Source organism: Streptomyces sp. SID5464 (assembly GCF_009862985.1).
Lineage (GTDB): Bacteria > Actinomycetota > Actinomycetes > Streptomycetales > Streptomycetaceae > Streptomyces > Streptomyces chartreusis_D.
Window position 1 is genome coordinate 127,395 of record NZ_WWIQ01000005.1, and the last position, 26,289, is coordinate 153,683.

General features: G+C 72.2%; 19 protein-coding genes and 1 pseudogene. 4 read left to right on the plus strand and 16 right to left on the minus strand.

Annotated features, from left to right (window positions below):
- Positions 1–29 precede the first annotated feature (29 nt).
- The 6 genes from GTY47_RS05455 to GTY47_RS05480 form a co-directional block, all read right to left on the minus strand.
- Positions 30–1,280, minus strand: coding sequence for a glucarate dehydratase family protein (locus tag GTY47_RS05455; RefSeq protein WP_010037489.1), 1,251 nt, complete (start codon positions 1,278–1,280; stop codon positions 30–32).
- Positions 1,277–2,185 carry a 5-dehydro-4-deoxyglucarate dehydratase gene (locus tag GTY47_RS05460; protein WP_010037490.1) on the minus strand — a complete coding sequence of 303 codons (909 nt, stop codon included), beginning with the start codon at positions 2,183–2,185 and terminating at the stop codon, positions 1,277–1,279. The genes GTY47_RS05455 and GTY47_RS05460 overlap by 4 nt, the downstream gene beginning before the upstream one ends.
- A 28-nt stretch (positions 2,186–2,213) precedes the next feature.
- The gene (locus GTY47_RS05465) at positions 2,214–3,158 is read right to left on the minus strand and encodes a carbohydrate ABC transporter permease (RefSeq protein ID WP_010037491.1); all 945 of its coding nucleotides are present in this window, start codon (positions 3,156–3,158) and stop codon (positions 2,214–2,216) included.
- A complete protein-coding gene (locus GTY47_RS05470) occupies positions 3,155–4,066 on the minus strand; it encodes a sugar ABC transporter permease (protein WP_010037492.1) in 912 nt (303 codons plus the stop codon). Before GTY47_RS05470 ends, GTY47_RS05465 begins: the two co-directional genes overlap by 4 nt.
- A complete protein-coding gene (locus GTY47_RS05475; RefSeq protein ID WP_010037494.1) occupies positions 4,063–5,382 on the minus strand; it encodes a sugar ABC transporter substrate-binding protein in 1,320 nt (439 codons plus the stop codon). Before GTY47_RS05475 ends, GTY47_RS05470 begins: the two co-directional genes overlap by 4 nt.
- 206 nt (positions 5,383–5,588) lie before the next feature.
- A complete protein-coding gene (locus GTY47_RS05480; RefSeq protein WP_010037496.1) occupies positions 5,589–5,981 on the minus strand; it encodes a DUF5997 family protein in 393 nt (130 codons plus the stop codon).
- Positions 5,982–6,039: 58 nt separating this feature from the next.
- On the opposite strand from GTY47_RS05480, the gene GTY47_RS05485 reads away from it, so the two are divergent.
- Entirely contained in the window at positions 6,040–6,801 is a 762-nt protein-coding gene (locus tag GTY47_RS05485; protein ID WP_029180995.1) for a LysR family substrate-binding domain-containing protein, read from the plus strand.
- A gap of 34 nt (positions 6,802–6,835) precedes the next feature.
- On the opposite strand, the gene GTY47_RS05490 is transcribed toward GTY47_RS05485, so the two are convergent.
- The 5 genes from GTY47_RS05490 to GTY47_RS05510 all read right to left on the minus strand — a co-directional run bounded on the left by GTY47_RS05490 (position 6,836) and on the right by GTY47_RS05510 (position 15,935).
- Positions 6,836–7,588 (minus strand): DUF4142 domain-containing protein, encoded by a 753-nt coding sequence (locus tag GTY47_RS05490; protein ID WP_010037500.1) that lies wholly within the window; start codon positions 7,586–7,588, stop codon positions 6,836–6,838.
- Between the two features lie 142 nt (positions 7,589–7,730).
- Positions 7,731–10,553 carry a beta-L-arabinofuranosidase domain-containing protein gene (locus GTY47_RS05495; protein ID WP_029180996.1) on the minus strand — a complete coding sequence of 941 codons (2,823 nt, stop codon included), beginning with the start codon at positions 10,551–10,553 and terminating at the stop codon, positions 7,731–7,733.
- 110 nt (positions 10,554–10,663) lie between these two features.
- A complete protein-coding gene (locus GTY47_RS05500) occupies positions 10,664–14,572 on the minus strand; it encodes an ATP-binding protein (RefSeq protein ID WP_231911195.1) in 3,909 nt (1,302 codons plus the stop codon).
- 155 nt (positions 14,573–14,727) lie between these two features.
- Entirely contained in the window at positions 14,728–15,414 is a 687-nt protein-coding gene (locus GTY47_RS05505) for an HAD family phosphatase (protein WP_010037506.1), read from the minus strand.
- Positions 15,415–15,458: 44 nt separating this feature from the next.
- Positions 15,459–15,935, minus strand: a complete 477-nt coding sequence (locus GTY47_RS05510) for an Lrp/AsnC family transcriptional regulator (RefSeq protein ID WP_010037507.1) — start codon at positions 15,933–15,935, stop codon at positions 15,459–15,461.
- Between the two features lie 209 nt (positions 15,936–16,144).
- On the opposite strand from GTY47_RS05510, the gene GTY47_RS05515 reads away from it, so the two are divergent.
- Positions 16,145–17,635: an FUSC family protein gene (locus tag GTY47_RS05515; RefSeq protein WP_029180997.1), complete on the plus strand. Its 1,491-nt coding sequence runs from the start codon at positions 16,145–16,147 to the stop codon at positions 17,633–17,635.
- A gap of 121 nt (positions 17,636–17,756) precedes the next feature.
- Positions 17,757–18,758, plus strand: coding sequence for a lactonase family protein (locus tag GTY47_RS05520; protein ID WP_010037509.1), 1,002 nt, complete (start codon positions 17,757–17,759; stop codon positions 18,756–18,758).
- A gap of 76 nt (positions 18,759–18,834) precedes the next feature.
- Here GTY47_RS05520 and GTY47_RS05525 read toward each other — a convergent pair whose 3' ends face one another.
- The 4 genes and pseudogenes from GTY47_RS05525 to GTY47_RS05540 form a co-directional block, all read right to left on the minus strand.
- Positions 18,835–19,758, minus strand: a complete 924-nt coding sequence (locus tag GTY47_RS05525; protein ID WP_029180998.1) for a hypothetical protein — start codon at positions 19,756–19,758, stop codon at positions 18,835–18,837.
- Between the two features lie 126 nt (positions 19,759–19,884).
- Complete coding sequence (locus tag GTY47_RS05530) at positions 19,885–20,871, minus strand: BadF/BadG/BcrA/BcrD ATPase family protein (protein ID WP_010037513.1); 987 nt, start codon at positions 20,869–20,871, stop codon at positions 19,885–19,887.
- Positions 20,868–21,543: pseudogene (locus GTY47_RS05535) on the minus strand (uracil-DNA glycosylase). The gene GTY47_RS05530 and the pseudogene GTY47_RS05535 overlap by 4 nt, the downstream one beginning before the upstream one ends.
- A 111-nt stretch (positions 21,544–21,654) precedes the next feature.
- Positions 21,655–22,752 (minus strand): sialidase family protein, encoded by a 1,098-nt coding sequence (locus GTY47_RS05540; protein ID WP_086012486.1) that lies wholly within the window; start codon positions 22,750–22,752, stop codon positions 21,655–21,657.
- 261 nt (positions 22,753–23,013) lie between these two features.
- Between GTY47_RS05540 and GTY47_RS05545 the strand changes: the two genes are divergently transcribed.
- Entirely contained in the window at positions 23,014–23,598 is a 585-nt protein-coding gene (locus tag GTY47_RS05545; RefSeq protein WP_010037516.1) for a hypothetical protein, read from the plus strand.
- A 545-nt stretch (positions 23,599–24,143) separates the two neighbouring features.
- Here GTY47_RS05545 and GTY47_RS05550 read toward each other — a convergent pair.
- Positions 24,144–26,210 (minus strand): hypothetical protein, encoded by a 2,067-nt coding sequence (locus tag GTY47_RS05550; protein WP_010037519.1) that lies wholly within the window; start codon positions 26,208–26,210, stop codon positions 24,144–24,146.
- Positions 26,211–26,289 lie beyond the last annotated feature (79 nt).

Sequence of the window (26,289 nt, forward strand, 5' to 3'; positions counted from 1 at the left end):
CCCCTCCGCTCGGGAGGGGCGCCCGCCCGTCACCAGCGGGGGAGCCTCAGCTCGTACTCCGGCCGGAACCGCCGCATGTAGCCGGTGTCGTCCCTGCTGCGCATCCCGGAGTCGACGTAACGCCGGTGCAGCTGCTCCAGCTTGTCGTGGTCGAGCTCGACACCCAGCCCCGGCCCGGTCGGCACCCGGACCTCCCCGTCGCGCAACTCCAGTACACCGGGGACGATCACGTCGTCCGCCGAGTTCCACGGGTAGTGCGTGTCGCAGGAGTGGTCCAGGTTCGGGATGGCCGCGGCGACATGGGTCATCGCGGCGAGGCTGATGCCCAGGTGCGAGTTGGAGTGCATCGACAGGGCGATCCCGAACGCCTCGCACACGGCGGCCAGTTCCCGGGTGCGGCGCAGCCCGCCCCAGTAGTGGTGGTCGGTGAGCAGGACCTGGATCGCGTTCTGCTCGATCGCCGGCTTCAGGTGGTCCCAGGCGATCACGCACATGTTCGTCGCGAGCGGCAGGGGCGACTCCTTCGCCACCTCCGCCATGCCGCCGATGCCCTTGGTCGGGTCCTCCAGGTACTCGAGGACGCCGTCGAGTTCCCGGGCGACGTACGTCGACGTCTCCACCGTCCAAGCCACGTTCGGGTCCAGCCGCAGCGGCTGCCCGGGGAAGGCCTCCGCCAGTGCCCGGATCGCGGCGATCTCCTCGTCGGGCGGGAACACGCCGCCCTTGAGCTTGAACGACCTGAATCCGTACCGCTCCTGCATCAGCCGGGCCTGCTCGACGATCCCGGCCGGGTCGAGGGCCTCGCCCCAGTCGTCGCCGATCGCCGGACGGCCGTCGAGAGCGGGATGCTCGGCCCACTTGTAGAAGAGGTACGCGGCGAACGGCACCGCGTCGCGGACCCTGCCGCCCAGCAGATCGCTGACCGGACGGCCGAGCAGCTTGCCCTGCGCGTCGAGGCAGGCCACCTCCACCGCCGACGTGGTCCAGCCGCGCTCGTGGGAGCTGGGCACGGTCTGCAGCAGGGCCGCGTCGATCGCGGCGGCGACGGTGGTGGTGTCGAAGACGTCCATCCCGGCGACCACCTTCGCCGCGGCCTGAAGCCGCTCCAGCCGGGCGGTGCCGCCGGGGGACTCGCCGAGCCCCACCGTGCCGTCCTCCAGGACGAGTTGCAGGATGATCCGCAAGGCGAGCGGCTCGTGCACGCCGTTGGAGTTGAGCAGCGGCGGGTCGCCGAAGGCGATCGGGGTGACGATCAGCTCCCGGATGCGCGTGTGGCTCATGCGCCGACGACCTCCAGACCACGGTCGATGAGTTTGGACAGCCGGGCGATGTGCTCCGCCGTCGGATCCAGCAGCGGAGCCCGTACGCCTCCGACGTCCAGGCCGCGCAGCGTCACCCCGGCCTTGACGAGCGACACGGCGTACCCGGGAACCTCGTCGCGCAGGGCGACCAGCGGGCCGTAGAACTCGTCGAGGAGCCGGGAGACCAGCGGCTCGTCGCCCTCGGCCAGGGCCCGGTGGAAGGCCAGGGCGATCTCCGGGGCGAAGGCGAACACCGCCGAGGAGTACAGGTCGACGCCGATGTCCCGGTAGGCGGGCGCGGTCATCTCGGCGGTGGGCAGGCCGTTGAAGAACTGGAAGTCCTCCGTGCCCGGCACGGCACGCACCGCGCGGACGACGCGGTGCATCCGTTCGATGTCCCCGACGCCGTCCTTGAGTCCGACGACCCCGGGCAGGGCGGCGATCTCGGCGGCCGTGTCCGCGGTGAGCCGGGCGGTACCCCGCTGGTAGAAGACGACGGGCAGATGGGTGGCCGCGGTGACCTCCCGGACGTAGCGCAGCAGGCCCTGCTGCGGGGCGCCGACCAGGTAGGGCGGCAGCAGCAGGATGCCGTCGGCGCCGGCGCGTTCGACGCGGGCGGCCTGGTCCCGGGCGACCGGCACAGGACCGCCGGCGGCGGCGAAGACCGGGACGCGTCCGGCCGTGGTCCGCACAGCCACCCTGGTGGCCCGCTCGATCTCATCGGCCGACAGGGCGTGGAACTCGCCGGTGCCACAGGCGACGAACACACCTCCCGCGCCCGCGGTGACACCCGACTCGATGTGCTGGGCGAGCCGTTCCTCGTCCAGTGAGCCGTCCGCCGCGAACGGCGTGACCGGGAAGAACAGCACTCCGTGGAACTTCATGTCTCCCTCATACGTGGGGGGTGGGTGGTCAGCCCTTGGTGGCACCGGCGGCGATGCCGGTGACCAGCGAGCGCTGGAGGAGCAGATAGACGATCAGGCTGGGGACGAGGGCGATCACCGCACCGGCCAGCACCACCCCCGAGCCGACCTCGGGGTCGGTGCGCAGGATGGACAGGGCGACGGTGACCGTGTAGTCGGTGGGGTCCTTGGCGGCGATCAGGGGCAGCAGGTACTGGTCCCAGATCATGATGAAACCGAGCACCCCGGCCACCCCGAGCGCGGGCTTGCACAGCGGCAGGATGACCTGCCACAGCATCCGCAGCTCACCGACGCCGTCGATCCGGGCGGCCTCCTCGATCTCGGCGGGGATGTCCTTCATGAACTCGGTGAGCACCATCACCGAGAAGCCCCAGGCACCGAGCGGCAGGATGACGCCCCAGACGGTGCCCTTCAGATCGAGGCCGACCACGGGCACATGGCCGAGGACCAGCGACAGCGGGATGGCGATGACCTCCTCCGGGAGCATCATCGTCAGCATGAACAGGGTCAGGATCAGCGCCTGCCCGCGGAACTTGTGCCGGGCCAGCGCGTACGCGGCGAGCGTGCAGACGACGAGCTGGAGCAGCAGTCCGCCGCCCGCGATGACCAGGGAGTTGCCGAAGTAGTCCCAGATGCCGCGCTCTCCCGCCACCTGGAAGTTCAGCAGGGTCGGGCGGTGGGGGAGGAACGACAGGGTGGAGCCGCTGGCCTTCTCGCTGAACGAACCGGAGAAGACGGTCAGGAACGGCGCCGCGAAGACGCCCAGGGCGAGTGCGCAGAGCAGGACGCGCAGCGCCCAGGCGGGGCCCGGCCGGTCGCTCCAGCCGAGGGCGGTGTCGAAACGGGCGGGGGTGGTGCGCTGCTTCCCGGCGGACTTCCCCGCGGGCGAGGCGGTCACCGGGGTCCGGACGGGATCGATGGCGGGCGCGCTCATCTCACGTCTCCCCTCTTGCGGAAGTAGTTGACCGTGACGGTGAGCAGCAGCGTCACGCACAGCAGGAGCACGGAGGCGGCCGAGGCGCCGCCGATGTCGTTGCGGGAGAAGCCGAGGGTGTAGGCGCGGGTCATCCAGACGTCGGTGGACCCGGCCGGGCCGCCGCCGGTGAGGACGTACACCTCGGTGAAGACGCGCAGTCCGCGGATGGCGGCGAGGGTGAGGACGATGCCGAGGGCCGGGCGGATGGCGGGCAGGGTGATGTGCCGCAGTCGCTGCCACAGCGAGACCCCGTCCATCGCGGCGGCCTCGTACAGCGAGCGGTCCACACCCGCCAGTCCCGCGAGGATGATCACCATGTTGTAGGGGGCGAGCATCCAGATGCCCATGGCCATGGTCGCCCACAGCGCCGTGTCGGGGTTGTCGAGGTAGGGCACGGGCCCCAGGCCGAGGAGCCCGAGACCGCTGTTGATGAGGCCGTCGGAGGTCGGGTAGTACATCAGCCGCCACATCTCGCCGACCACCGCGGTGGCGGTGACGACGGGCAGGAAGACGGCGGTACGGATGATCCTCAGCGAGCGGGCCTGACCTTCGAGCAGCAGGGCCAGCAGGAAGCCGGCGACGATGCCGCCGAGGGACATGCCGATGCCCAGGACCAGCGTGTGGCTGATCGCGTCCTGGAACCGGTGGTCGGTCAGGACCCGTGTGTAGTTGTCGAGGCCGACCCACTTGTCACCGAGGAAGGGCCGCACGTCGAAGAAGCTGAGCCAGACGCCCTTGCCCATGGGGAGGAACTTGAAGACCAGGGCGAGCAGCAGACCCGGCGCGAGGAACAGCCAGGGAAGTACGGACTTCTTGCCGAGGAACCGGGCTCTGCGTGGCCCGGGCGTCGTCACGGTCGCGGTCATTTCAACAGGTCCTGGTCCTTGAGGTCACCGGCGAGGGTGTCGTTGAGTTCCTTGAGGCCGGCCTTGACGTCACTGCCGCAGTACGTGAAGAGCGCGTTGAGTGCGTCGGCGGTGTCCTGCTTGATCGGTGCGAAGTCGGGGGCGTTGGGGAACTGCACGGAGGCCGTCTCGTACGCCTTCTGCACCACGCTCCAGCGCGGATCGTCGCGCACCTTCGCCGCGTCCAGCGTGGAGTTGACGGGGATGCGCACGACGGGCTGGTGGTCGCCGGTCATGGCGAGCTCCTGGCCCTCGGGAGAGATCAGGAAGGCCGCGAGGGTCTGCTCCAGCCTGGCCTTGCCGGTCTTCGCGCCGAAGTAGATGTTCTCGCCGTCGGCGAGCACGTCGTTGTTGCCGGCCGGGCCCGACGGCGCGGGCAGGACCTCGTACTTGTCCTTGCCGAGCGCCTTGTCGAAGGTGGAGATGTTGTACGGGCCGGTGAGGTACATCCCGGCGTTGCCGTCCTGGAAGTTGGTGGTGTTGGCGGTGACGGAGGTGAGGGCGCTGGGCTGTATGACACCGTTGTCACCGCAGAAGAGGTTGTCCTTCATCCAGGTGACGGTGCGCAGGGCGGCCGCCGAGTCCATGGCGGGCCGGTAGCCCGTGCCGTCCTTCTCGATGATCCGCACGCCGCCCTGCCACAGCCAGCTGGCGCCCCACCAGGCGACATAGCCGTTCTGCGCGCTGCCGGGCACGACCATGCCGTACGTGTCCTTCTTGCCGTCCCCGTCCGGGTCGCGGGTGGCGAAGGCCTTGGCGAGGGCGAGTGTGTCCTGCCAGGTCTTCGGCTGCGGCAGGCCGAGCTTCTCGCGCCAGTCCTTGCGGACGAACAGCGTCATGGCCTGACGGGAGTAGGGGATGCCGTAGTGCCTGCCGTCGCGGCCCACGGTGGACGACCAGGACTGGGCGGTGATCTCGTCGTGTCCGGCGATCGAGGCCGGGGTGATGGGCTTGAGCAGCCCCTGGGCCTGGTAACTGCCCATCAGCGCAGTGTCGTTGATCATGACGTCCGGCAGGTCCTTGGTGGACGCCCGGCTCTGCAGCTGCTGGTCGAAGTTCATGACCGGCTGGTAATCGATCTTGATACCGGTCTTCTTGGTGAAGGCGGCGAACACCCGCTCGTAGGTCTGGGCGGACTCCGGATCGCTCCGGGTCCACACCTCCAGCGTGTTCGGATCACCGGCCCGGGCGCTGCCGGAACCGGAGCCGCAGGCGGCCGTTCCGAACAGGAGACCCGAGACGGCGAGCGCGGCGGCCAGGCGTCGGCGATCCCGCATGGATGGTTCTCCGTTCATATTCGTGAACCAACTTCACGAATCTAAATGATCGGCCAAGCTAGGATCGTTTCATCACCCTGTCAATACATGGCTGAAATGTTTCACCGAGGTCACACGAGGCCACACGAGGCCGTGCGCCGGCCCGGAGAACGACAGCGGCCCCAACCGGATGGACCGGTTGGGGCCGTCTGAGAGAAGGGCCGAGGTCAGCCGCGGTGCTCGGCGCGCTCGGCGTTCTTCTTCTTGATGCGGGCCGCCTCCTTGCGGACCTCCGCCTGCGTTGCGCGCTCCCGCTCCAGCCAGGCGGGGTTCTCCTGCTTCAGCGTCTCGATCTGCTCGGTGGTGAGGGGCTCGGTGAGGCCGCCGCGGGCGAGACCCGCGATGGAGACGCCGAGCTTCGCCGCGACCACCGGGCGAGGGTGCGGGCCGTTGCTCCGCAGGTCCTGAAGCCACTGCGGCGGGTTCGCCTGGAGCTCGTTCAGCTCGGCGCGCGAGACGACACCCTCCCGGAACTCTGCGGGTGTGGCCTCGAGGTACACACCCAGCTTCTTCGCCGCGGTCGCGGGCTTCATGGTCTGGGTGCTCTGGTGCGACGTCATGGCACCCAGCGTATCGAGCGTGTGCACGACCCCCGACCACGGCCGGTAACCTGGCCAGGTGACAGGCTCGGATGAATCTCCCTCGTTCCGGCTCGTGTACGTCCCCGGGGTGATGCCCGACAAGTGGGTGCGCATCTGGAACGAGCGGCAGCCCGATGTCCCGCTGGCCCTGACGCAGGTGCCGGCCGCCGCTGCGGCCGGGCGGCTGCTGGGCGGGGACGCCGACGCGGGCCTCGTGCGCCTCCCCGTCGACCGTACGGTGTTCAGCGCGATCCCCCTCTACACCGAGCAGACGGTCGTCGTCGTGCCCGCGGACCACCTGGTCACGGCGGTCGACGAGGTGTCCCCCGAGGACCTGTCCGACGACATCGTGCTGCACCCTCTCGACGACGTCCTCGACTGGGAGGACATGCCCGGGCGGCCCGCCCTCGAACGCCCCGCGACCACGGCCGACGCCGTCGAACTGGTCGCGGCGGGGATCGGCGTGCTCATCGTCCCCCTGTCGCTCGCCCGCCTCCACCACCGCAAGGACCTCACCCACCGTCCCCTCGGGGACGCCCCCGAGTCGAGCGTGGCGCTCGTCTGGCCCGAGGACGCGACGACGGACCTGGTGGAGGACTTCATCGGCATCGTCCGCGGACGCACGGTCAACAGCACCCGCGGCCGCCGGCAGCCTTCGGCGCAGGAGAAGCCCAAGCGGGACGACCACCGCAAGCAGCCGGCCAGGCCGTCGGGCGCGAATCGCCGCGGGTCCTCCACCGCCACCCCCAAGGGCGGCAAGGGCGGCGCCAAGCGGGGCAAGCCCCGCCGGCGCTCCTAGGAGACCCTCCTGCCACGCGGTTCCCGGGCCTCGCTCACCCGGCCGACGGCGACGGCTGGATTGCGTTCGGAGCCTCCGTGCGCAGGTCCTCCAGCCCCTTGGGGATGTTCAGCGTCAGCACCGGCGCGCCCGGCTGCGGGGGCGGCGGCGTGGTCTGGTCCTCCGGCATCTTGGGCGGGCTCGTCTGCTGGAGGTTGACCTGCTCGTGATTGACCAGGCCGGTCTTCTCCAGGATCGTGATGTGGTCCAGCACCGTGGAGTTGGCCTGGTCGGCGAGCTGACGCACCAGCGTGTTCCGTGTGTTGGCACGGATCTTGGCGATCGTCGAGAAGATCTGGCCGTGGGTGACCCGCATGATGCTCACCGCGGTCGAGTCGAACTCCTGGCCCTGGGCGCCCTCCACCGTCGCCACGAACTGCTGCTGCTGGGGCGACGCCTGGTTCGGCAGCGTGATGCCCAGCTCCGGGGCGACCTTGCGGCAGGCGGCGTCCAGCCGCCCGTGTCCGACGACGAGGTGCTCGCCGGCCTCCTTCATCGCGGCCGACCCTCCGCGCTGCATCACCAGCAGACCCAGCGGATGCTCCCACAGCCCGGCCGCGCGCACCTTCACCACGAAGTCGCGGTCCGCCTCGGTCAGCGGACCGTACTGGGTGTTGGCGATGATGCGGTCCTGGCCGGAAGCCGTGTTCTGCACGCCCAGCATGCTCGGGTAGGCGAGCGCGGTGAGCGTCAGGATCATCGCACCGCCCACGAACGCGGTTCCTGCCGTGCTGCGCGAGATGCGCATCGTGCCTCCTGGGATATGAACGGCCCAACGCCAGGAGGTACGTATGCCAGGGGCGAAACAATCACCGCTGACGCAAAGAATTTGGTGAACCGACCGGGCCCGGTGCCGAGTGCGGCACGGCACCGGACCCGGTCGGAAGGGCTCAGGGCCGGTACGAGGCCGTGCCCGCCGTGCTCACCACCTTGTCGCCGTCGGCCCTGCTCAGCAGCCCGGCCGCCACCCACGCGTCCACCGTGGAACGCACCCGCGCCACCAGCGCCCCCTTGTTGCGGAACGGGGCCCCGGCCCACACCTCGTCCAGCAGCGTGGTGCCGTCGGCCTTCGCCGGGTTGGCCACGCCCGAGTCCCGGCCGCCGAAGACGACCTTCGGCTCCGAGCGCCGGAAGTAGGCGTGCGTCGGATCCTCCGTCCCCTCGAAGAACGGCGCCCACTCCGTCCCGTCCAGCGTGAAGTGCAGTGGCTCGCCCGGAACCGGCGTGAGGGAGTGCGAGAGGTCGCCGGACAGTCCGGCATCGCGGTACAGCCCGACCTTCAGGTACTCCGTGGCGGCGTCGCGTGCGACCAGGTTGACCGGGCCGTGGAAGAGGGTCTGCAGGGACGGGTCGTCGAGGGCCTTCTCCACCCGCGTCCGGAACGGCATGGCGATCCGGACGGTATCGCCGGCCCGCCAGGTCCGGGACACCTCGAAGTAGTTCCCGGGCTTCGGAGTCCCGGACACCGCCCGCCCGTTGACGGTCACCCGGAACCCTGCGGTCGCCCACGACGGCACGCGCAGCCGCAGCGTGAAGGAGGCCCGGCCGCCCCCGAAGGCCAGCGTGCTGCCCTGCTCCTCGGGGAAGCCGGTGGTCTGCGTGACCGTGACGCCCTTCTCGGCCCAGGTCAGCGTGGACGGGCTGTACAGGTTGACGTACAGGGCGCTGCCGTCGGCCTTCGCGAAGTACACCGAGTCCTGGTACTTCGTGGCGCTCTCCATGCCGGTGCCCTCGCAGCAGGTCGTGCCCTGCTTGGGCGTGTAGTCCCGGACGTGACCGGGCGTCAGCCCGATGAAGTACGTGACGAGCGGCTTCTCCGCATCCGGCTTGTCCTGCTTCGAACCGAGCACCTGGTTGTACAGGGCCCGCTCGTAGTAGTCCATGTACTTCGGGTCCTGCTCGTGGAAGAACAGGGTCCGGCTCAGCTTGAGCATGTTGTACGCGCAGCACGTCTCCGCGGTGGTCGCGCTGATCGTGCCCGCGATCACGTCCCGGGCCTTCCAGAACTCCTGGGTACTGGTGCCGCCGATGCCGTACATGCGGTGGGGCACGACCATGTCCCAGAAGTTCTTCGCCGACGTGAGGTAGCGCTCCTCGCCCGTCTCGTCGTAGAGCCGAACGTACCCGGTGAAGATCGGGATGTGCTGGTTGGCGTGCAGTCCGTCGAGGATGTCGGTGTTCGCCGCGCACGCGTCGATCAGCCGGTCCAGGTCGAACAGCTGGGCCAGCGCGAGGTGTTCGGCCTTGCCGGTGATCGTGTGCAGGTCGCAGACCGCCTCGACGATGCCGCCGAACTCGCCACTGGAGAAGATCCCCCACATGCGCTGGAGCGTGGACTCCGGCAGCTTGGACAGCCGGGAGTGCATCCAGTCGCACATGCCGGACGCCAGGTCGAGGGCCCGGTCGTCGTCCGTGGCGCCGTACGCGTCGAGCAGCCCCCTGAGGATCTTGTGCGCGGTGTAGTACGGCGCCCACACCTTGGTGTAGTCGGAGGTGGTCCGCGACTCCAGGTCGATGAACTGCGTCTCCGGGTAGGCCGCGAGGAACCCGGGGTGGCTGGGCCCGCCCCAGGTGCGGCGCAGGGTGGCGGTCAGGTTCCGGCCGGAGACGTCCGTGAACGTCCCGCCGGCCGTCTCGTCGAAGGCGTACGACGCGAGATCGCCCCGGCCCGTCGAGGCGTCGGCGGCCCGGCGGCTCTGCAACTCGGTGATCTCGGCGGCGGTCAGCGCCCGCGAGAACACGTTGAACTCCTCGTAGGCTCCCGCGAAGACCGGGTCGGCGGAGTAGTTCGAGCGGCCCAGCCAGTTGTTCTTCAGCGCGCCGAGGGCCGCCGGGGTGAGGCTCATCGCGGTGTTGCGCGCGACGGCGGTGCCGTTGACGTAGAGAGCGCCGGTGCCGCCCGCGATCGTGACCGCCAGGTGGCTCCACTGGTTCAGCGGCAGCGCGGCCGTGCCGTCGAGACCCTGCTCGCCGCCGGCGCCCGACGTGGTGATGGCGAAGCGCGGCACTCCGGCCTGGTTGCGGGCGGCCAGGTACAGGTAGCGGGTGGTGTCGTCGCCGAAGTCGAAGACCCGGGTCCAGTTGGCGTCGTGCGTGGGCCGCACCCAGACGGAGAGGGTGATCGCCGAGGCCCCGCCGAGTACGTCCGCCGGAAGATCCACGTACTGGTAGGAGCCACGCACCTGATCCGCGGCGGTCCCGAACTTCCCGGGAACGCTCAGCACCGCCGGGTCCCGCCGCAGCGCCGCGCGCACCTCGGTCAGCGCCCCCACCATGGTGCCTATCCGGTCGGCGAACACCCGCTCCTTCGTACCGCGGTACGCCTGCGCCAGCATCGTCAGGAAGTGGCCGGTGTAGTGACCCCGCAGGTTGCCGTTGGCCTCACCGTCCAGCCCCTCCCAACCGCCGGGGGCGACCGCACCGCCGGTGGGGAGACCGGCGTTGGCGCGGAACACCTGGAGCAGCCGGTTCACGTCGTAGCCGCGGGCGTGATCGAGCATCAACCGCCGCTTTTCGGCGAACAGCCCGGGCCTGAGAGCCACGTCTTCGAGGGCGAACGGCTGGACGGTCCAGGCGGACGGGGCGGCGGCCACGGCTGTTGCCTCCTGAACGGTGGCCGCGGCTCGGCCGGTCGTGGTGAGGGAGACCGCGGGAGTCGACGCCGCCAGTGCCGCGGCCTGGAGAAGGGATCGTCTGGAGAGGGGCGGGGCCATGTGCTCCTCCACGAAGGGGCATGGTTCGAGATTGCGAACGACGTGCGGGGGGTCGGCCAGACGTTATGCGTGGGGTGAGGAGGCGTCAACGGTGTGGACGGGATTGGTGCTCAGGGGTCGGCGCGGGGCACGCGGGCCAGGGCGGCTCTGATGGTCTCGGCGGGGTCGGGGACGGGGATGCCGAGGTCGTTGAGCAGGGAGACGATCTGCCGGAGGCCGGTGCGCTTGCGGAGGGCCGTCCGGTGCAGGTACTGGAGCGGGAAGTCCTCGACCGCGGGCACCTCGCCTTCGTCGAGCTCGTCCGCGCGGATGAGTCTGCGCGCCTCGCTGAACGAGAGGCCACGGGGGAGACCGTCGTGCGAGGTGGCGATGTTGCAGGCGCGCAGGCGCTTCGCGATCGTCGCGGGCTGGGCTCCCAGCTCCCGTGAGGCCATGAGGATCTGGGCGAACGGCACGGCCTCGTCCGTGCGGGTGAACCACCAGTTGAACGGGCCGCTCTCGCACAGCAGTTCCCGGTCCAGTGAGGTGGGCCGGCGCGGCACCTCCAGGGCGATGTCGAACCCGTAGCTGCGCATGCGGCGGATCTTGAGGCGGAGACCGTCGAGGTCCTGGACACTGCTGAAGACGTTTCCGTAGGGAATCGGCCCCGGCGGGACGAGGAAGTCACCGTAGAGCTCGTCGTCGAGCGCCCAGAGGTCGTCCGTGGAGGCGTCGGCGGGGAACGGATCGGGACGGGCGAAGCCGAGCGCGCAGAGCCTGGCCAGGACCTCCGCCGGCGCCAGGCCCAGTTCCTCCGCCGCATGCAGAGCGTGTCCGGGCGGTGGCGTCCGCGCCCGGTCCAGCCACGGCGGTTCACCGTCCACATTGCTGCTCAGCAGGAGGACGGTCTGCAGCGTCGGACGGTCCGGCAACCCGGCGGGATCCGCGCGCAGGCCGTGGGCGGCAAGCCGTCGGCACACGTCCTGCACGGACAATCCGAGCCGGAGGCTCGCCTGCGCGATGTGCCCCGGCGGGACCTCGGCGCCGGGGTCCAGACAGCCATCCTCGGGCTTCTCCCTGTTCAGCCACAGCAGTTCGTCCTTCTCAGCCGCCTGACATAGCGTCACGGTCGTGTCCGACAGCTGGAAGCCGAAGCCCCGCAGGCGTTCGGCCGTCGCGGCGACGGAGTCGTTCGCGCGTGCCGCTCTCCCCATGAGGTCGGCGGACGTCAGTGGTTCGTGCCTGGTGAGGACTTCCCCGTACTGCGAAGTGAAGGTGGCGCTGTCGGCCGTGGTGAGCTCCGCCCCGGGGGACCAGTGCCGGGGGTCGGCCTCGGGAAAGCCGAGCGCGGCCAACCGCGCGGCCACCTCGCGCGAGGGACGCTGAAGCGCGTCGGCGGCCCGGGCGATGTCGCTCAGGTCGAAGGGCCCGCGGCGCCACCTGCGTGAGTGACCGCTCTGACGGTCGTGCATGAGCAGCCACTGGTCGGAGGGAACCGGCCGCAGGACCGGACGCGGGTCGTCGATCTCCGGACACACCTCCGCGAGCTTGCCCAGAGCCCCTCGGCGGGCGAGGAGCCGCCAGAGGTACACGTGGTCCGGCGCGTGGCCTTCCACATGGCCCCAGGCCCCACCGCCGTAGCGGTTCGCGTCGCGGGGCTCGCCCGGGACGAGGGTGAGGTCCCCCGCGAAGTACCCGGCTCGCGGACCGCCGAACTTCACTCCCCGCAAAGCGGGTTCCCGCCCCCGCGAGAACAGCGCGGAGTCCACGATGTCCGCCAGTGCCGCGCTGTCGTCGGCCACCCTGTTCAGCCACTGGACACCCGGCAGATCGTCTTCCTCGCCCTCCGCCAGGACACCGCTCGCCTTCTCCAGCAGCTCCCGCACCACGGCCGTGACATCGTCCAGCACATGTCTGCGATCCACCGACAGACGCGCCGGAGCCGACGGGCCCCGCAGATTCACCACCGCACCGGTCAGCCCGGGACCCGTCGCCGGGAAGACCCCCTTGCGCACCGTCGGTTCCACCACCACGCCGTCCACCAGCAGCGCGCCACCGTGCTCGCACCACACGACCTGAGCGTCCTGCGGTCCGTCGTCCCAGTCCAACTGGGCTCCGTACGCGTTGAGGCCGGTGTCGGACCGGTCGGGTCTCTGCCGCTCCTTGAGCCGCCCGGGCTCCCATGCGCTGCTCAGCCCGCCCTTCCGGGCCGACGTCGGGAACTCCGCGATGGCGAGCACGCGTTCCAGGACGTCGATCACGGACCAGTTCTCCGGGGCGACGTCGGCACGCAGGTACAGCCGGACCCGGGTGCCCGGCTCGCGCCCCCGGGCGGCCTTCTGCACGATCCGGAAGAGGTGGCCCGGACCGCAGATGGAGACCTCGTACACGGGCCCGGGAACGCCGTCGGCATCCATGCGGCACGTCGTGACCCGGATCTCCTCGGCGAGCATGAAGTAACTCAGCACGCCGATCCCGAACCGGCTGTTCGGGTACAGCGTCACCGGCGGATCCAGCGACTCCCAGCGGGCCCGCTCCAGCTTGAACTCCAGCTGCTCCGCGAAGCGTGCGCCGGCATGGGAGAACACCCCGCGCAGTTCGGCCTCGCCCATGCCGATGCCGTCGTCCTGGCAGTCCAGATACGCCCGGCCGTCCTCGTCGGTGTCCTGCACGAAGGAGATGCGGCCGGTGTACGGCGCGCCGAACGGTTCCGTCGTGCGGTCGAGGCACTCCTGCCGGGCACGCCGGTAGCGGCAGGCGTCGAGCGCGTTCTGGTACAGCTCCCGCACGGCCAGGTCGCGGTCCTTGTACAGCTCGATCCCCATCGCGAGATCGAGGACCCGTCGCCCGTCGCTCCGGAACCTCGCGTAGCCGTCGAAGGTGCCGCGGCTCGGAACCACGCCGTCGGCGGAGAGCCGGGTGGGGAGGTCCGGCATGGGCTGGTTGACCCGTTCCCTGACGGTGCGCCGTATCGCGTGCAGCACGGTGTCGGCCCGGGCGGTGTACTCGCGCAGCCCCTCGACGACCGCCTCGTGACGGCACTCCGCACGGAGCACCGGCAAGTCGCGTGACCCTCCCCAGTGCGCCTGGGTGAGGGTGTGGCGCAACAGGGGCACATCCACCGGATACGGGATGGCGAGGTGCTCGGCGACGATGTCCGGCAGCGTCGTCATCTCGACGGACATGCCGTGGGCGAGGGCGGCGAGGAGGCCGACGCGCTGGTAGCGGATCTGCTGGTGACCGGGGCCGCAGCGGACGCGTTCGTCGGCGGGCAGCAGACCCAGGAACTCGGGGTGACAGATGTCGGGCCCCCTGCGGAGACCGTGCAGCAGCACGGTCACCCTGTCGGCGGTGAGCGCAGCGCCCAGCTCGGCGGCGGACTCGCCCAGTTCCTCGAGAAGCCCGGGGACGGAATCGGCTTCCGAGAACTCCTCGTGCTGCGTGAGCCGGCGGTGGCAGAGCCACCAGCCGACGAGCGGTTCGGCCTCCGGGTCCCGCAGCGCCCGCTGGACGAGCGCCTCACTCTCCTCCGCGAAGATCTCGAACGCCTCCCTGTCCGGCCCGGCGTTGCTCTCCGGGCGCAGGGACCAGGGACGGACCTCCGCGAGCCGCACCGCCCGCCGCAGATAGTGGACCCGGTGGAGGAAGGGGAGCAGGACGAGGAGAGACGCCTCGGCCGGATAGAGGTCGAGGCCGGCCGCCCCGTCCTGGGCGGGCTCACCGAGCAGCCATTCGACGTGGTCCAGGAACGCGGTGGCGATTCGCGCGTCGCACCAGGGATCCTGCTCCAGCGCGCCTTCCAGCTCGTCCCGCATGCGGGCCAGCCGGGCCGCGAGGGCGGTGACGTGCCGCCGGTGGTGGCCGGTGTCCCGGCCGGCCGGCACATGCTGCCAGACGCAGGAGTCGCCGGCCCGGCGTTCCCACGCGTCCATGGCGACGGATCCGGGTGTGGACCCCGTGGGCGGGGCGGCCGCGTGCACGTGCAGTTCGCGGATCGACCCGGCCTGGACGACCGCGCCCGCCACCGTGTCGCCGCTCACGACGTTACGGGTGCCACCCTCCGTCAACCTGCCGCTCCCTTCTGGCGCTTGGCGAAGAATCTATGAGGAGAGCCGCTCGGGTGTGGCCGGTTTCGGCCGAATGGGCAACCGCTGGTCAGTGACTCGACGGGGCCGGCGGTGAAAACGTCGCACGGCTACGGCGTCCGGCACAGCCAGTCGTACGCCGCCCGCGCTGTGAACTCCTCCTGGCCGCCCCGCAGCAGCAGACCGGCGGTGGCGAACTCCGGGGCGTCGGCCTGGGCGGCGACGTAAGGGAGGGCGATGCAGCGCATCCCCGCCGCGTGCGCGGCGGCGGCGCCCGGGGCGGCGTCCTCCAGTACCACGCAGGCCGCCGGGTCCGCGCCGAGCCGGCGGGCAGCCTCCAGGAAGACGTCGGGTGCCGGCTTGCCGTGCGCGACCTCGTCCGCCGAGACGACGGTCCGCAGGTGGGCGTCCAGACCCGTGCCCGCCAGGACCGCCTCGATGGCCTCGGGCGAGGACCCCGAGGCCACGGCCATGGGAACGTCCTCGGCCGCCAGCAGCTCGACGAACTTGCGCATCTCGGGGTAGGCCCGCGTGGAGCTGCGCGCCAGTTCCAGATAGCGGCGGTTCTTGGCGGTGAACAGCTCCTCGACGGAGGCCCGCAGGCCGTACCGCTCGATCCAGTCCGCGACCGTCTCCCGCGTGCTGATGCCGACGTACCGCTCGTGGTCCGTCCAGCTGAAGTCGGTGACGCCGTGCTCCGCGAGGGTCTGCCGGCCCGCCTCGTAGTAGTTCGGCTCGCTGTCCACGAGCGTTCCGTCGAGATCGAAGATGACCGAAGTGCCGCCGAGATTGCTCATGGTTCCAGCATGTCAAAGACCATGATCCACAGACCTCCAGGGGGTCAGGGCCGGACCGCGCGGCCGATCGACTCCACCAACGGAAGCAGCCGGTGGGGGACGCGCTCGCGCAGGGCGATCTCGGTGCGGGTGCGGACGACCCCGGGCAGGCTGATCAGCTTCTGGACGACGTCCTCCAGATGCGCGTTGTCCCGCGCCACGACCCGGGTGAGCAGATCCCCGCCGCCCGTGATGGAGAACGCCTCCACGATCTCGGGCACTGCCGCCAGCGCGTCGCCCACCTCGTCGAGATGACCCTGGGTGACCTCGATGTGCACGAACGCGAGCACCGGATGCCCGAGCGCGGCCGGGGAGAGGGCCGGTGCGGTGCCCGTGATCACGCCGTCGCGCTCCAGACGGTCGAGCCGGGCCTGCAACGTGCCCCGGGCGACGCCGAGGATACGGGCGTACTCGCGCACGCTCGTGCCCGGCTGCTCCAGCAGCAGCCGCAGGATGCGGGTGTCGAGCTCGTCCACGGCCACGCCGCGCCCTCCTCGTCCGTTGGTCCTGCTACGGCCGCTCTCCGGTCCCCTCGGGTGTGCCAATGGCCCAGTCTAGAAGGAGCCTGTTGAGCCAGTGGCGTCCGGGATGCTGATATGGATGCGTCGATGGCGCTGCGGACCCCGCGGCGCCTTTTTCATGCTTTCTCATCCGGCGTTCCGATCCGGTGTGTCGAAGGAGGCGGTAAGTGGTGCTGAAGAGGGTGTTCGTGGCTCCGGATCCGGGGCGGACGCGGTTGCGGTTCGCCGCGCGTGCCGTGCTCGGCATCGCGCTCGCGGTCGCCGTGTGCGGCAGCGCCGGGCACTCCCTCACGGGGGCCGTCACCGGCGGTCTCGCCGCCCTGCTCGCCCTGTTCACCGTCACCGACGCCACGGTCCGCGGGCAGGCGGTCACCACCGCGCTGCTGCCCGCCGTCGGACTGCCCGTGCTCACCGCCGCGGCCGAACTGCACGACCATCCGGTGGCCCGCGACCTCACCTTCCTCGCCGTGGTCGGCGCGGGCGTGTACGCGCGCCGCTGGGGGCCGCGCGGGCACAGCCTCGGCGTGTTCGCGTTCATGACCTTCTTCGTGGCGCAGTTCCTGCACGCCACCACGGACCAGCTGCCCGAGGTGTACGCCGCCGTCCTGCTGTCCGTCCTCGCCGCCGCCGTCGTGCGCTTCGGGCTGTGGTGCTACGAGCGCCGCCTGCCCCCGCCCGCCGCGCCCGCACCGCCGGGCGGCACCGGCCTGGCCCGGGTGACCACCCGGCAGGCGGTCCAGGCGACCGTCGGCGCGGGTTTCGCCCTGCTCGTGGGCCAGCTGGTGTCCGGGCAGCGCTGGTACTGGGCCGTCGGCGCCACCTGGTGGATCTTCGTCAACACCACCTCGCGCGGCGAGACCCTGGTCCGCGGTTTCCGCCGGCTCCTCGGCACGGTCATCGGCATCGCCCTCGGTCTGCTCGTCGCCGTACCCGTGCACGGCGATCCGACCGTCACGGCCGTCCTCGCCGCCTCCTGCGTCTTCGGCATCTTCTACACGGCCGCCGTGTCCTACACCTGGATGATGCTCTGGGTGACCCTCCTCGCCGGGCTGCTCTACGGCCTCCTCGGCGTGCTCGGCCCCGGCCTGCTCGCCCTGCGCCTCGCCGAGACCGGCGTCGGCGCGCTCGGCGCCGCGCTGGCAGTGATCCTCGTCCTGCCCGTCACCACCCACAGCGTCACCGACGCCTGGATCCAGCGGGCCCTGCGCTGTGTCCACGCCTGCACCGCAGAGACCGCCCGGCGCCTGGCGGGCGCGGCCGACGCCGACCCGGCCCCGCGGGTGGCCGAACTGGAACAGTTGCTCGCCCGGGTACGGCTCTCGGTCGCCCCGCTGGTGCACCCGCTGAACCCGATGCTCGGCCGCAAGCGACGCGCCCGGCACGTGCTCGCCCTCCTCGACGACTGCGCCCGGGAGATCCGGGGCCTGGTCGCCGTCGCCGCCGACCCCGAGGCCTCCCACGACGCCCGTCTGGCCGCCGCCTGCTACCGCGTGCAGGCCGCGGTCGAGGCGCTCACCGACGGCGGAGACGTCTCGGTCCAGGCGAACGACCCCGCCACGACGGAACCCGCCCTGGCCCACCTCCACGGTCTGGAACGGGCCCTGGCGGAACTCGCCCGACCGCTCCGCACCCCGTCGGGTTCGCCCTTGGTCGGGGCCTGAGCGCTGCGCGCCCCTGGCAGGTCCGGCCCAGTCCTTGACCGTTTGGTCTAGACCGCGCATGATCGACTGCGCGGTCATTCCGGACGGTCGAGGGACGAGTGCGGGGCGAGAGGGGACAGCGGTGGCTGACGACGGCAGGCGGCGGGCGTACATCGGGTCGTTCACGGCGGCCCGCGATGCCGACAGCGGCGCACTGACCGTCCTGAGCAGCGTCAACGCCGTCCCCGACCCCGCCTACCTGGCTCTGTCCGCCGACGCCGACATCCTGTACGCGGTCAGTGAGACGGCCGAGGGCGCCGTGGCCGCGTACCGCGTCGACGGGGAGAAGCCCGAGCCGGCCGGGCCGCCCGTGCCGGTCGACGGGAACGGGCCGACCCACCTCAGCCTGTTCGCCGGACACCTCCTGACCGCCAACTACGGCTCCGGCAGCGTCACCGCCATCCCCGTCCGCTCCGACGGCACCCTCGCCCGGTCCGCCGCCCACGTGCTCCAGCACACCGGCGCGGGCCCGCACACCCCGCGCCAGCACGGGCCGCACGCCCACCACGTGCAGCCCGACCCGAGCGGCCGCTGGGCCGTCAGCGTCGACCTCGGCACCGACTCCGTGCGGGTGTGCACGCTGACGGACGGCACCCTCGCCCTGCACCGGGAGACCGCCCTGCGGCCCGGCTCGGGCCCGCGGCACCTCGCCTTCCACCCGGACGGGTCGTACGCGTACGTCGTCAACGAACTCACCCCCTCCGTCACCGTCTGCCGCTGGGACGCGGCCGAGGGCGTGCTGACACCGCTGACCGAAACCCCGGTGCTGTCCGGCGCACCGGCGCGCGACGCCTACCCCTCGGGCATCGTCACCTCGCCCGACGGCCGCTTCGTGTGGACCGCCACCCGCGGCGAGGACGTCCTGTCCGTGCTCGCCGTCGAGGGCGAGGAGCTGCGGCTGATCGCCACGGTGCCCTGCGGCGGCCGCTGGCCACGCGCCCTCACCGCGTCCGACGGCTTCCTCTACGTCGCCAACGAACGCTCCGGCGACGTGACCTGGTTTTCCACCGATCCGCGCACGGGCATCCCGCGACGGGCCGGCACGATCGGGGTGACGGCGGCATCCTGCGTGATCCTCGGGTGACCGGGGTGTGGGGTCCCCGCGACGACGAAGGCCCGCCCCGAACCGGGGCGGGCCTTCTCGGTCGTACCGGGGAACGTCAGCGAACCGGCGTGCCCTGAGCCTGCTGCGGCGTGATCCCCAACGCCGTCGTGTACTTGGCCAGCGCCAGCTTCCCGATCGCCGGGTACGGCCCGAGCGACTCCGCTGCGGAGCACTCCGCCTCCTTCGCGGCCTCCTCGACCAGCCCCGGCTCGATCTCCGGGCCGATCAGATACGGCGCGAGGGCCAGCTGCTGCGAACCCGAGGAACGAAGCTGCTCGGCGACGGACGCGATGGATCCCTCCTGGTCCAGGGCCGCCGCCATCACCGGCACGGCGAGGCGCGCGGCGAGCAGCATGCCGGTGATCCCGGCCGCCTGCACGGCCTCGTCACCGCCCACGGACGCCAGGATGATGCCGTCGGCGGCGGTCGCCACGGTGAACAGCCGGGCCCGGTCCGCGCGGGCCAGACCGGCCTCCGAGAGCCGCACGTGCAGCGCCTCGGCGAGCAGCGGGTGCGGGCCGAGGACATCGGTCAGCTCGGCGGCGATCCGGCTCTCCATGACGGCCTGGCGGACCCGGCGCAGCAGCGCGCTGTCCGGGCCGGCGAGCAGCGGCACGACGACGGCGACGGGCCCGTCGGGCTCCCTGACGTCCATGCCGGCGGCCCGCGCCTGCTCGAAGCGGGCGGTGCGCTCCTCGGCGGCATACGTGAGCACGGCCTGAAGCGAGGGGAACTCCGCGTTGTCCCCGTCGAGGTACCCGATGCGGGCGTCGAGGCCGGGCAGCTCGGAGCGGGCGATGCTCACGACCTCTTCGGCGAGGCTGCGGGTGGCGCTACTGGGCGTGCCCGGCACGGCGAGGACGAGCGCGGGCGCGCCCTCGGGAGCCACCAGCGGCTCCGGACGGCGGTGCCGTCCGGGCTGGCGGGGTCGCGGCATTCGTACTGGCAGGCCGGACTCGGGTCCAGTGGGGGAACTCATGGCGCCGCATGTTACTGGCTTCTTGGGCTCCCTTGTTCGGGGAGGGGGCAGGTGAGCGGTATCCGTCCGGTTTTGTCTGATGAGTTACGTACGGATGGAATGACGTGCTGATGGTGTGCGACCGGATCAGTCACCCGAGAGGGTTGTCACGCTGAGCATGGTCCCGTCACCCGGCAGGGTGAGCGGACCGGCGCTCAGCTCGGCCGCCATGCGCACCGAGCCGTGCAGCGGATCGCCCTCGGCCGGCAGCCGCCGCGCGTGGGGGAGCCGCTGCGCCAGTTCCTCGTCGAGGGGTACGAGGAGCGGGGCGCCCATCCTGAACAGGCCGCCGGTGACGGCGACGCGCGGCTCGCCGCCGGACGGGCACACGGCAGCCGCGGAGTCGGCCATGTGCCGGGCTGCCGCGCGCAGGATGCCCGCCGCCACGGGGTCCCCGTCCGCGCAGGCGGCCACCTGAGGCGCGAACGAGGCGAGGACGGCGGGTCGGTCCGGCCGCGGATACAACGCGCCGGGCAGCCCCGCCACGGGACCGAACACCTCCTCGGCGCAGGCCAGCAGCCGGGCCGAGCCGTCCTCCCGCCCGTCGTGGGCCCGCAGCGCGGCCTCCAGCCCGGCCCGCCCGATCCAGGCACCGCCGCCGCAGTCGCCGAGCAGATGCCCCCAGCCGTCCGCCCGACGCCAGCCCGCCAGGTCGGTGCCGATCGCGATCAGTCCCGTACCGCCGGCGATCACGGCACCCGGCCGGGGCCCGAGGGCACCCACGTACGCGGTCACCGCGTCGGCGGCCAGCGCGACCCTCCGTACACCGAACTCCCGGGCCAGGGCGCCCGGCAGTTCGGCGCGCAGACCGTCACCGAGGGACGCGAGCCCGGCCGCGCCGACGACGGCGGCGGTCAGTCGCACCGGACCGGCCTCGGCGGTCAGGGCGCGCACCAGGGGCACGAGCCGCGCCATGAAGTGCTCGGGGTCGATGCCCCGGTCTCCCGTGCGCACCGGCTCGTCGGACGCCCGCCGGGCGAGCGGTCCGCGCTCGGCGGTTCCCACCACCACTCGCAGTCCGGACCCGCCGGAGTCCACGGCGAGGAAGCCGGAGCCTTCCGGCGCCCTGGTCACGGCAGGCGCCAGTCCACCGGTTGGCCGCCCTGGCGGATCAGCAGGTCGTTGGCCCGGCTGAACGGACGGGAGCCGAAGAAGCCCCGGTCCGCCGACATGGGGGAGGGGTGGGCGGATTCCACGGAGGGCAGGTCGCCGAGCAGCGGGCGCAGGTTGCGGGCGTCACGGCCCCACAGGATGGACACCAGCGGCTTGCCGCGCGCCGCCAGGGCCCGGATCGCCTGCTCGGTGACCTCCTCCCAGCCCTTGCCCCGGTGGGCGCCGGGCTTGCGCGGGGCGGTGGTGAGCGCCCTGTTGAGCAGCAGCACCCCTTGCCGCGTCCACGGCGTGAGGTCACCGCTGGACGGCTGCGGCAGGCCCAGATCGGCGTTCAGTTCCCGGAAGATGTTGATGAGACTGCCGGGCAGCGGCCGCACCTCGGGCGCGACCGAGAACGACAGCCCCACAGCGTGTCCCGGGGTCGGATACGGGTCCTGACCGACGATCAGGACCCGTACGTCGTCGAAGGGCTGCTGGAAGGCCCGCAACACGTTCGGCCCGGCCGGGAGGTAGGTGCGCCCCGCGGCGATCTCCGCGGAGGAAGTCCCCCATCGCGGCGACGCGTTCGGCCACCGGTTCCAGGGCCTTCGCCCAGCCCGCTTCGACGATTTCATGCAAGGGTCGTGGTGCCACGGGCGTCACCCTACTGCCGTACGGGCAGCGGCGATCAACCGGTGGCCAAGGGCCGCTCGTAAGCTCATCCCCGCCCCGTCCCCCGCCTCATCCCCTGTCTCGTCCTCCCCCTCAGCCGACGACCGCGGCCCGCACGCACAGCACATCCGGCAGATGCGAGGCGAGCTGCTGCCAGCTGTCGCCGTCGTCCGCCGAGGCGAACACCTCGCCGTTGCGGTTGCCGAAGTAGACGCCCGCCGGGTCCGCGTCGTCCGTGCACATCGCGTCGCGCAGCACCGTGCCGTAGTGGTCCTCCTGGGGCAGACCCGCCGAGAGCGGCTCCCAGCTCTTGCCCGCGTCCGCCGTCCGGTAGACCCGGCACCGGTGGTCGGCCGGGACCCGGTCGGCGTCGGCGTTGATCGGGAAAACGTACGCGGTGTCGCCTCTGTGCGGATGCGCGGCCGCCGCGAAGCCGAACGTGGACGGCAGGCCCTCGCCGATGTCCGTCCACTGCGCGCCCGCGTCGTCGCTGCGGTAGACACCCCAGTGGTTCTGGAGGTAGAGCCGGTCCGGGTTCACCGCGTCCCGCGTCACCTTGTGCACGCACTGGCCGAACTCCGGGTTCGGGTCGGGCAGGAACACCGCGGAGACGCCCGAGTTGGAGGGCGCCCAGGTCGCGCCGCCGTCCAGTGTGCGGAACACACCGGCGGTCGAGACGGCGACCGTCACCGCCTTGGGGTCGCGCGCGTCCGTGAGCACGGTGTGCAGGCCCTCACCGCCGCCGCCCGGCACCCACTTCGACCGGGTGGGGTGCTCCCACAGGGGCCGGACGAGCTCGAACGTCTCCCCGCGGTCCGCCGAGCGGTACAGCGCGGCCGGTTCCGTGCCCGCGTACACCACGTCCGGCTCGGCGGCGGCCGGGTGCAGCTGCCACACCCGCTCCAGGGACGCCCCCGTCTCCTTGGGGAACTTGACAGCCGGCCGGGCCGGTTCCGTCCAGGTCCGGCCCAGGTCGTCGGAGTGGAACACGGACGGGCCCCAGTGCGCGCTGTCGCCGCCGGCCAGCAGCCGCGGGGTCGCGGTGCGGGTGTCGATGGCGACCGAGTACACGGCCTGCGCGTTGAAGTAGGGACTCTCGTCGAACTCCCAGGCGCCGCCGTCCCGCCGGCGCCCGATGAACAGGCCTTTGCGCGTGCCCACGGCGAGCAGTACCTCGGTCATGCCGATCACCTCCGCGGCGTCGTCGTCGACGCCCTCGTCTCAGACACGGGCCAGTCTGCACCCCACCACTGACAGTCACCCCCGGAGCGGACTCCGGCGCAGGTCAGGGCCGTGTCGGCGGCACGTGTGGGCGCCTGTCGCCCCGGCCGCCGAGGGTGCCGCCACCGGCCCCGGCGCCCTCCCCGGGTACGTGCAGTGAGCATCCAGCGGCCCTCTTCCGTATGGGGAGGGCGGCGGGATGGTCGTGCGCTCGTGAGGAGGATGCCTTCGATGGCGTTACGTGGTCCGAAGGTGTGGCTGTGGCGCTGGCGGCGCAATCCGCTCAAGCGGCGCGCCGACAGGGTGGAGGCCTGGGTCGTGCTGGGCGTGTGGCTGCTGACCTTGTTCGTCGGGGTGCTCGCCGGCATGACGGTGAGCCGGTCCGTCGAGAACGGCCTGGCCCGCGAGCGCGTCGAGTGGCGCCCCCTCGTGGCCCGGCTCGCCGAGCGGGCTCCCGGGACGGCCTCCGAGAACGGCGACGTCTCGCGCGCCGAGCACGTGTGGGCGGAGGCACGGTGGACCGCCGCGGACGGTTCCTCGCACTCCGGCCAGGTGCGGGTCCTGGCGGGCAGCCGGGCCGGTTCGCCGATCACCGTGTGGACGGACCGCGAGGGCCGCCAGGTGACCCGCCCCGTCTCCGAGTTCCAGGCCCGCGTACGCGCCTTGCTCATCGGCGGGGTGGCGGGCGTCTGCGCGGCGACCGTGCCACTCGCCGGTGGCCGCGCGCTGCGCCGCCGCATGGAACGCCGCCGCATGGACCAGTGGGACGCCGAGTGGTCCCGCTTCGGCCCGCTGTGGGGGCGCACGGCGGGGTGACCGGGGAAGGCGGTCACCTGCTGACGGGCGACTGGTTCCCTTGCGGTGGGCAGGCTTGTCTCATCGTGACGGGGCGGCTGGTTCCCTTGCGGTGGGCAGGCTTGTCTCATCGTGACGGGGCGGCTGGTTCCCTTGCGGTGGGCAGGCTTGTCTCATCGTGACGGGGCGGCTGGTTCCCTTGCGGTGGGCAGGCTTGTCCCACCGTGACGGGGCGACCGGTTCCCTTGCGGTGGGCAGGCCTGTCCCCTCCTCGCGGGGCGGCCGGCCCTTTCCGGTGGGGCGGGTCGGCCAAGTCCTACGGGGCAGGTCGATCCCAGCCTGACGAGGCGGCCGGCCCCCTTCCGACGGCGCAGGCCTGTTTCACCGGGCGGCGGTCCATCGGGCCGGCGGTCGCGACGGAAGGGGCCGATCCCATCCCGACGGGACAGTCGGTCCCCTGCCGACTGGACAGGCGATTGCGTCACGAGGGGAGCGGACCGTTCCCGTCCCGACGGGCAAGGCCGGTCCCACCCCGACGAGTCCGGGCCCGTCCCGCCCGGCCGCCTTTACCCACCGCCCTGCCGGGCCAGCGCCTCCCGACACAACCGCAGCAGCCCCTCGTCCTCATGGATGTCGTGACTGTCGTAGCCGCCGGAGTCGGCGCGATGCCGTCGGGGCGACGTGAGCTCCGCTCGGAGCAGGTCGTGCAGGGGCGCTCCCCTGGGGCCCAGCGCCGCCACGCACCCGGCGATCGTCGTGCGGGTGCGCGGGTGCTCCGTCCACGCGGCCCGGAGGACGGGAAGGACCTGCTCCTGCTCCGGCTCCCCGGTGATGCGCCACACCGCGCACGCCGCCGCGGCCTGTTCCGACGCTTCCCCGGAGCCGATCATCCGCCGCAGCCCGGGCAGGGCCGCGCGGGCCGCCGGCCCCATCCGTCCGAGCACCTCCGCGGCCGCCGGGGGGCGATACCGGCCACTCCCGGGGTCCGTCAGCCTCCGGAGCAGTACGGGCGCGACGGCTTCCGCCTCCCCCGTGACCGACCACAGCGCGTCCGCGGCCGCGACGGCGCAGTCGGTCTCCAGCAGCCCGCGCAGGTCCGGTATCGCCTCGCGCGCGGCGCTGCCGAACGCCCCGAGGGCACGGACCGCCGCCCCCGTGACGGCGTCGCGCAGCCGCAGCCCGTCCGGCATGCCACGCAGCAGGCGCAGCACCGACGGCAGGGACCGGGCGTCGCCCAGTGCGGTGAGCGCAGAAAGGAGGGGCACGGCCCGCTCGTGCGTGTCGGGCCGGTCGAGCGGAACGCGGGCGAGGCGTCGCCGCAGGGCGGGTGTGAGCGGCGCGGCGGCGCGGCCCAGGTGGGGTATCACCAGGCCCAGGTCGTGTGGTACGACCGGGCCCGCCAGCACCTCGGCCAGCAGGGGCGTGGCCCGCGCGTCCCCGGCCCTGGCCAGCGCCTTGAGCGGGCCGCCCAGCGTCGGTGCTCCCCGCTCCCCGTGACGTATCCGAAGCTCGGGACGGCGGGTCACCAGGGCGTGGAGGTGGTCCGCGGCGGGCAGGGCCAGTTCGCAGAGCTCCACCAGGACGGCGACCGCCGCGTCGTGCAACCGGCCTTCCTCGGCGCCCAGTTGGGCACCTATGAGGGCGACCGGCTCCGCCACGCCGGTGCGCCACTCGCGGAACAGCCCGGCCGACATCCACACGGCGTTGCACCGGTCCAGCGGATCCGGGCTGGTCAACTGCCCGCACAGCAGGGCGACCCGGTCGGCCACCCGGCCGCCGAGCGCGGAGTGCAGGGTCCGCAGCAGCCGGGAGCCCTCCTCGTCCGAGGGACGCAGCCGTCGCAGCCGCCCGGCGAGGGTGTCCACACCGGGACCGCCCTGTGCGCGTCCTCCGCATACGCGCTGCCCGGACCTGTCCCGGAGCAGCCGGACCACGGTCGGCACGAGATCCGCGGGAAGCGACTCCGGTGCGCACCGCGCCAGCTGCCCGAGCGCGGCCAGCCGCAGCCCGGGCCCGTGAGGCGGCCCGCTCAGCGCCGCCAGCAGGCCCACGGCCTCGGCGGCGTGGGCGTCGCCGGCCGGCAGGTGCCGCCGGGCGAACAGGCCGAGGCCCTCGGCCAGGGCGAGCAGGACCCGGTCGTCCCGCTCCACGGTGATCCGCTCCCGCAGCAGGGCGAGCACACGCTCCGGCCGGTCGAGGAACCGCACGAGGGCCGCGGGAGCCGCCCGGCGCACTCCTGCGTCCGCGTCCCCGGCCAGCCGGACGAAGACCTCGGCACCCGCGCGCAGGACGGCACGGGCCCTCGCCGCGAGATCCTCCGACCCACCTCCGCCCCCGTCGGCCCCGCCCTCGTCCCCGTCAGGCCCACCGATGCTGACGAGGAGTTCCACGACTCCCGCCCGGTCGCACACCTCCTCACGGACGGCGAGCGCGAGGAGAAACGGAACACAGGCGAGCGTCGAGTCGTAGACGCCTCCCTGGTGGTGCACGGCGCCGTACATCCGGTCGAGCGCGGTCTCCCGCTCGGCCGGGTCGGCGGAGGCCAGTGCCCGGAGCAGTCCGGGCACGTCCTCCGCGCTGCCGCAGGCGTGCCGCAGCGAGGCCCAGTCGACCTCGTCGATCCCCCTGAACACGTTGTCCTCCCCAGGCGAAGTGCCAACTGACGGGGAGTCTGCACCACGGCACTGACAATGAAGCGGAATCGGGAGATGA

Excerpts from the sequence above, each read along its gene's own strand:
- GTY47_RS05455 (WP_010037489.1), bottom strand. The coding sequence starts at position 1,280 with ATGAGCCACACGCGCATCCGGGAGCTGATCGTCACCCCGATCGCCTTC.
- GTY47_RS05460 (WP_010037490.1), bottom strand. The coding sequence starts at position 2,185 with ATGAAGTTCCACGGAGTGCTGTTCTTCCCGGTCACGCCGTTCGCGGCG.
- GTY47_RS05465 (WP_010037491.1), bottom strand. The coding sequence starts at position 3,158 with ATGAGCGCGCCCGCCATCGATCCCGTCCGGACCCCGGTGACCGCCTCG.
- GTY47_RS05470 (WP_010037492.1), bottom strand. The coding sequence starts at position 4,066 with ATGACCGCGACCGTGACGACGCCCGGGCCACGCAGAGCCCGGTTCCTC.
- GTY47_RS05475 (WP_010037494.1), bottom strand. The coding sequence starts at position 5,382 with ATGCGGGATCGCCGACGCCTGGCCGCCGCGCTCGCCGTCTCGGGTCTC.
- GTY47_RS05480 (WP_010037496.1), bottom strand. The coding sequence starts at position 5,981 with ATGACGTCGCACCAGAGCACCCAGACCATGAAGCCCGCGACCGCGGCG.
- GTY47_RS05490 (WP_010037500.1), bottom strand. The coding sequence starts at position 7,588 with ATGCGCATCTCGCGCAGCACGGCAGGAACCGCGTTCGTGGGCGGTGCG.
- GTY47_RS05495 (WP_029180996.1), bottom strand. The coding sequence starts at position 10,553 with ATGGCCCCGCCCCTCTCCAGACGATCCCTTCTCCAGGCCGCGGCACTG.
- GTY47_RS05505 (WP_010037506.1), bottom strand. The coding sequence starts at position 15,414 with ATGAGCAATCTCGGCGGCACTTCGGTCATCTTCGATCTCGACGGAACG.
- GTY47_RS05525 (WP_029180998.1), bottom strand. The coding sequence starts at position 19,758 with ATGAGTTCCCCCACTGGACCCGAGTCCGGCCTGCCAGTACGAATGCCG.
- GTY47_RS05545 (WP_010037516.1), top strand. The coding sequence starts at position 23,014 with ATGGCGTTACGTGGTCCGAAGGTGTGGCTGTGGCGCTGGCGGCGCAAT.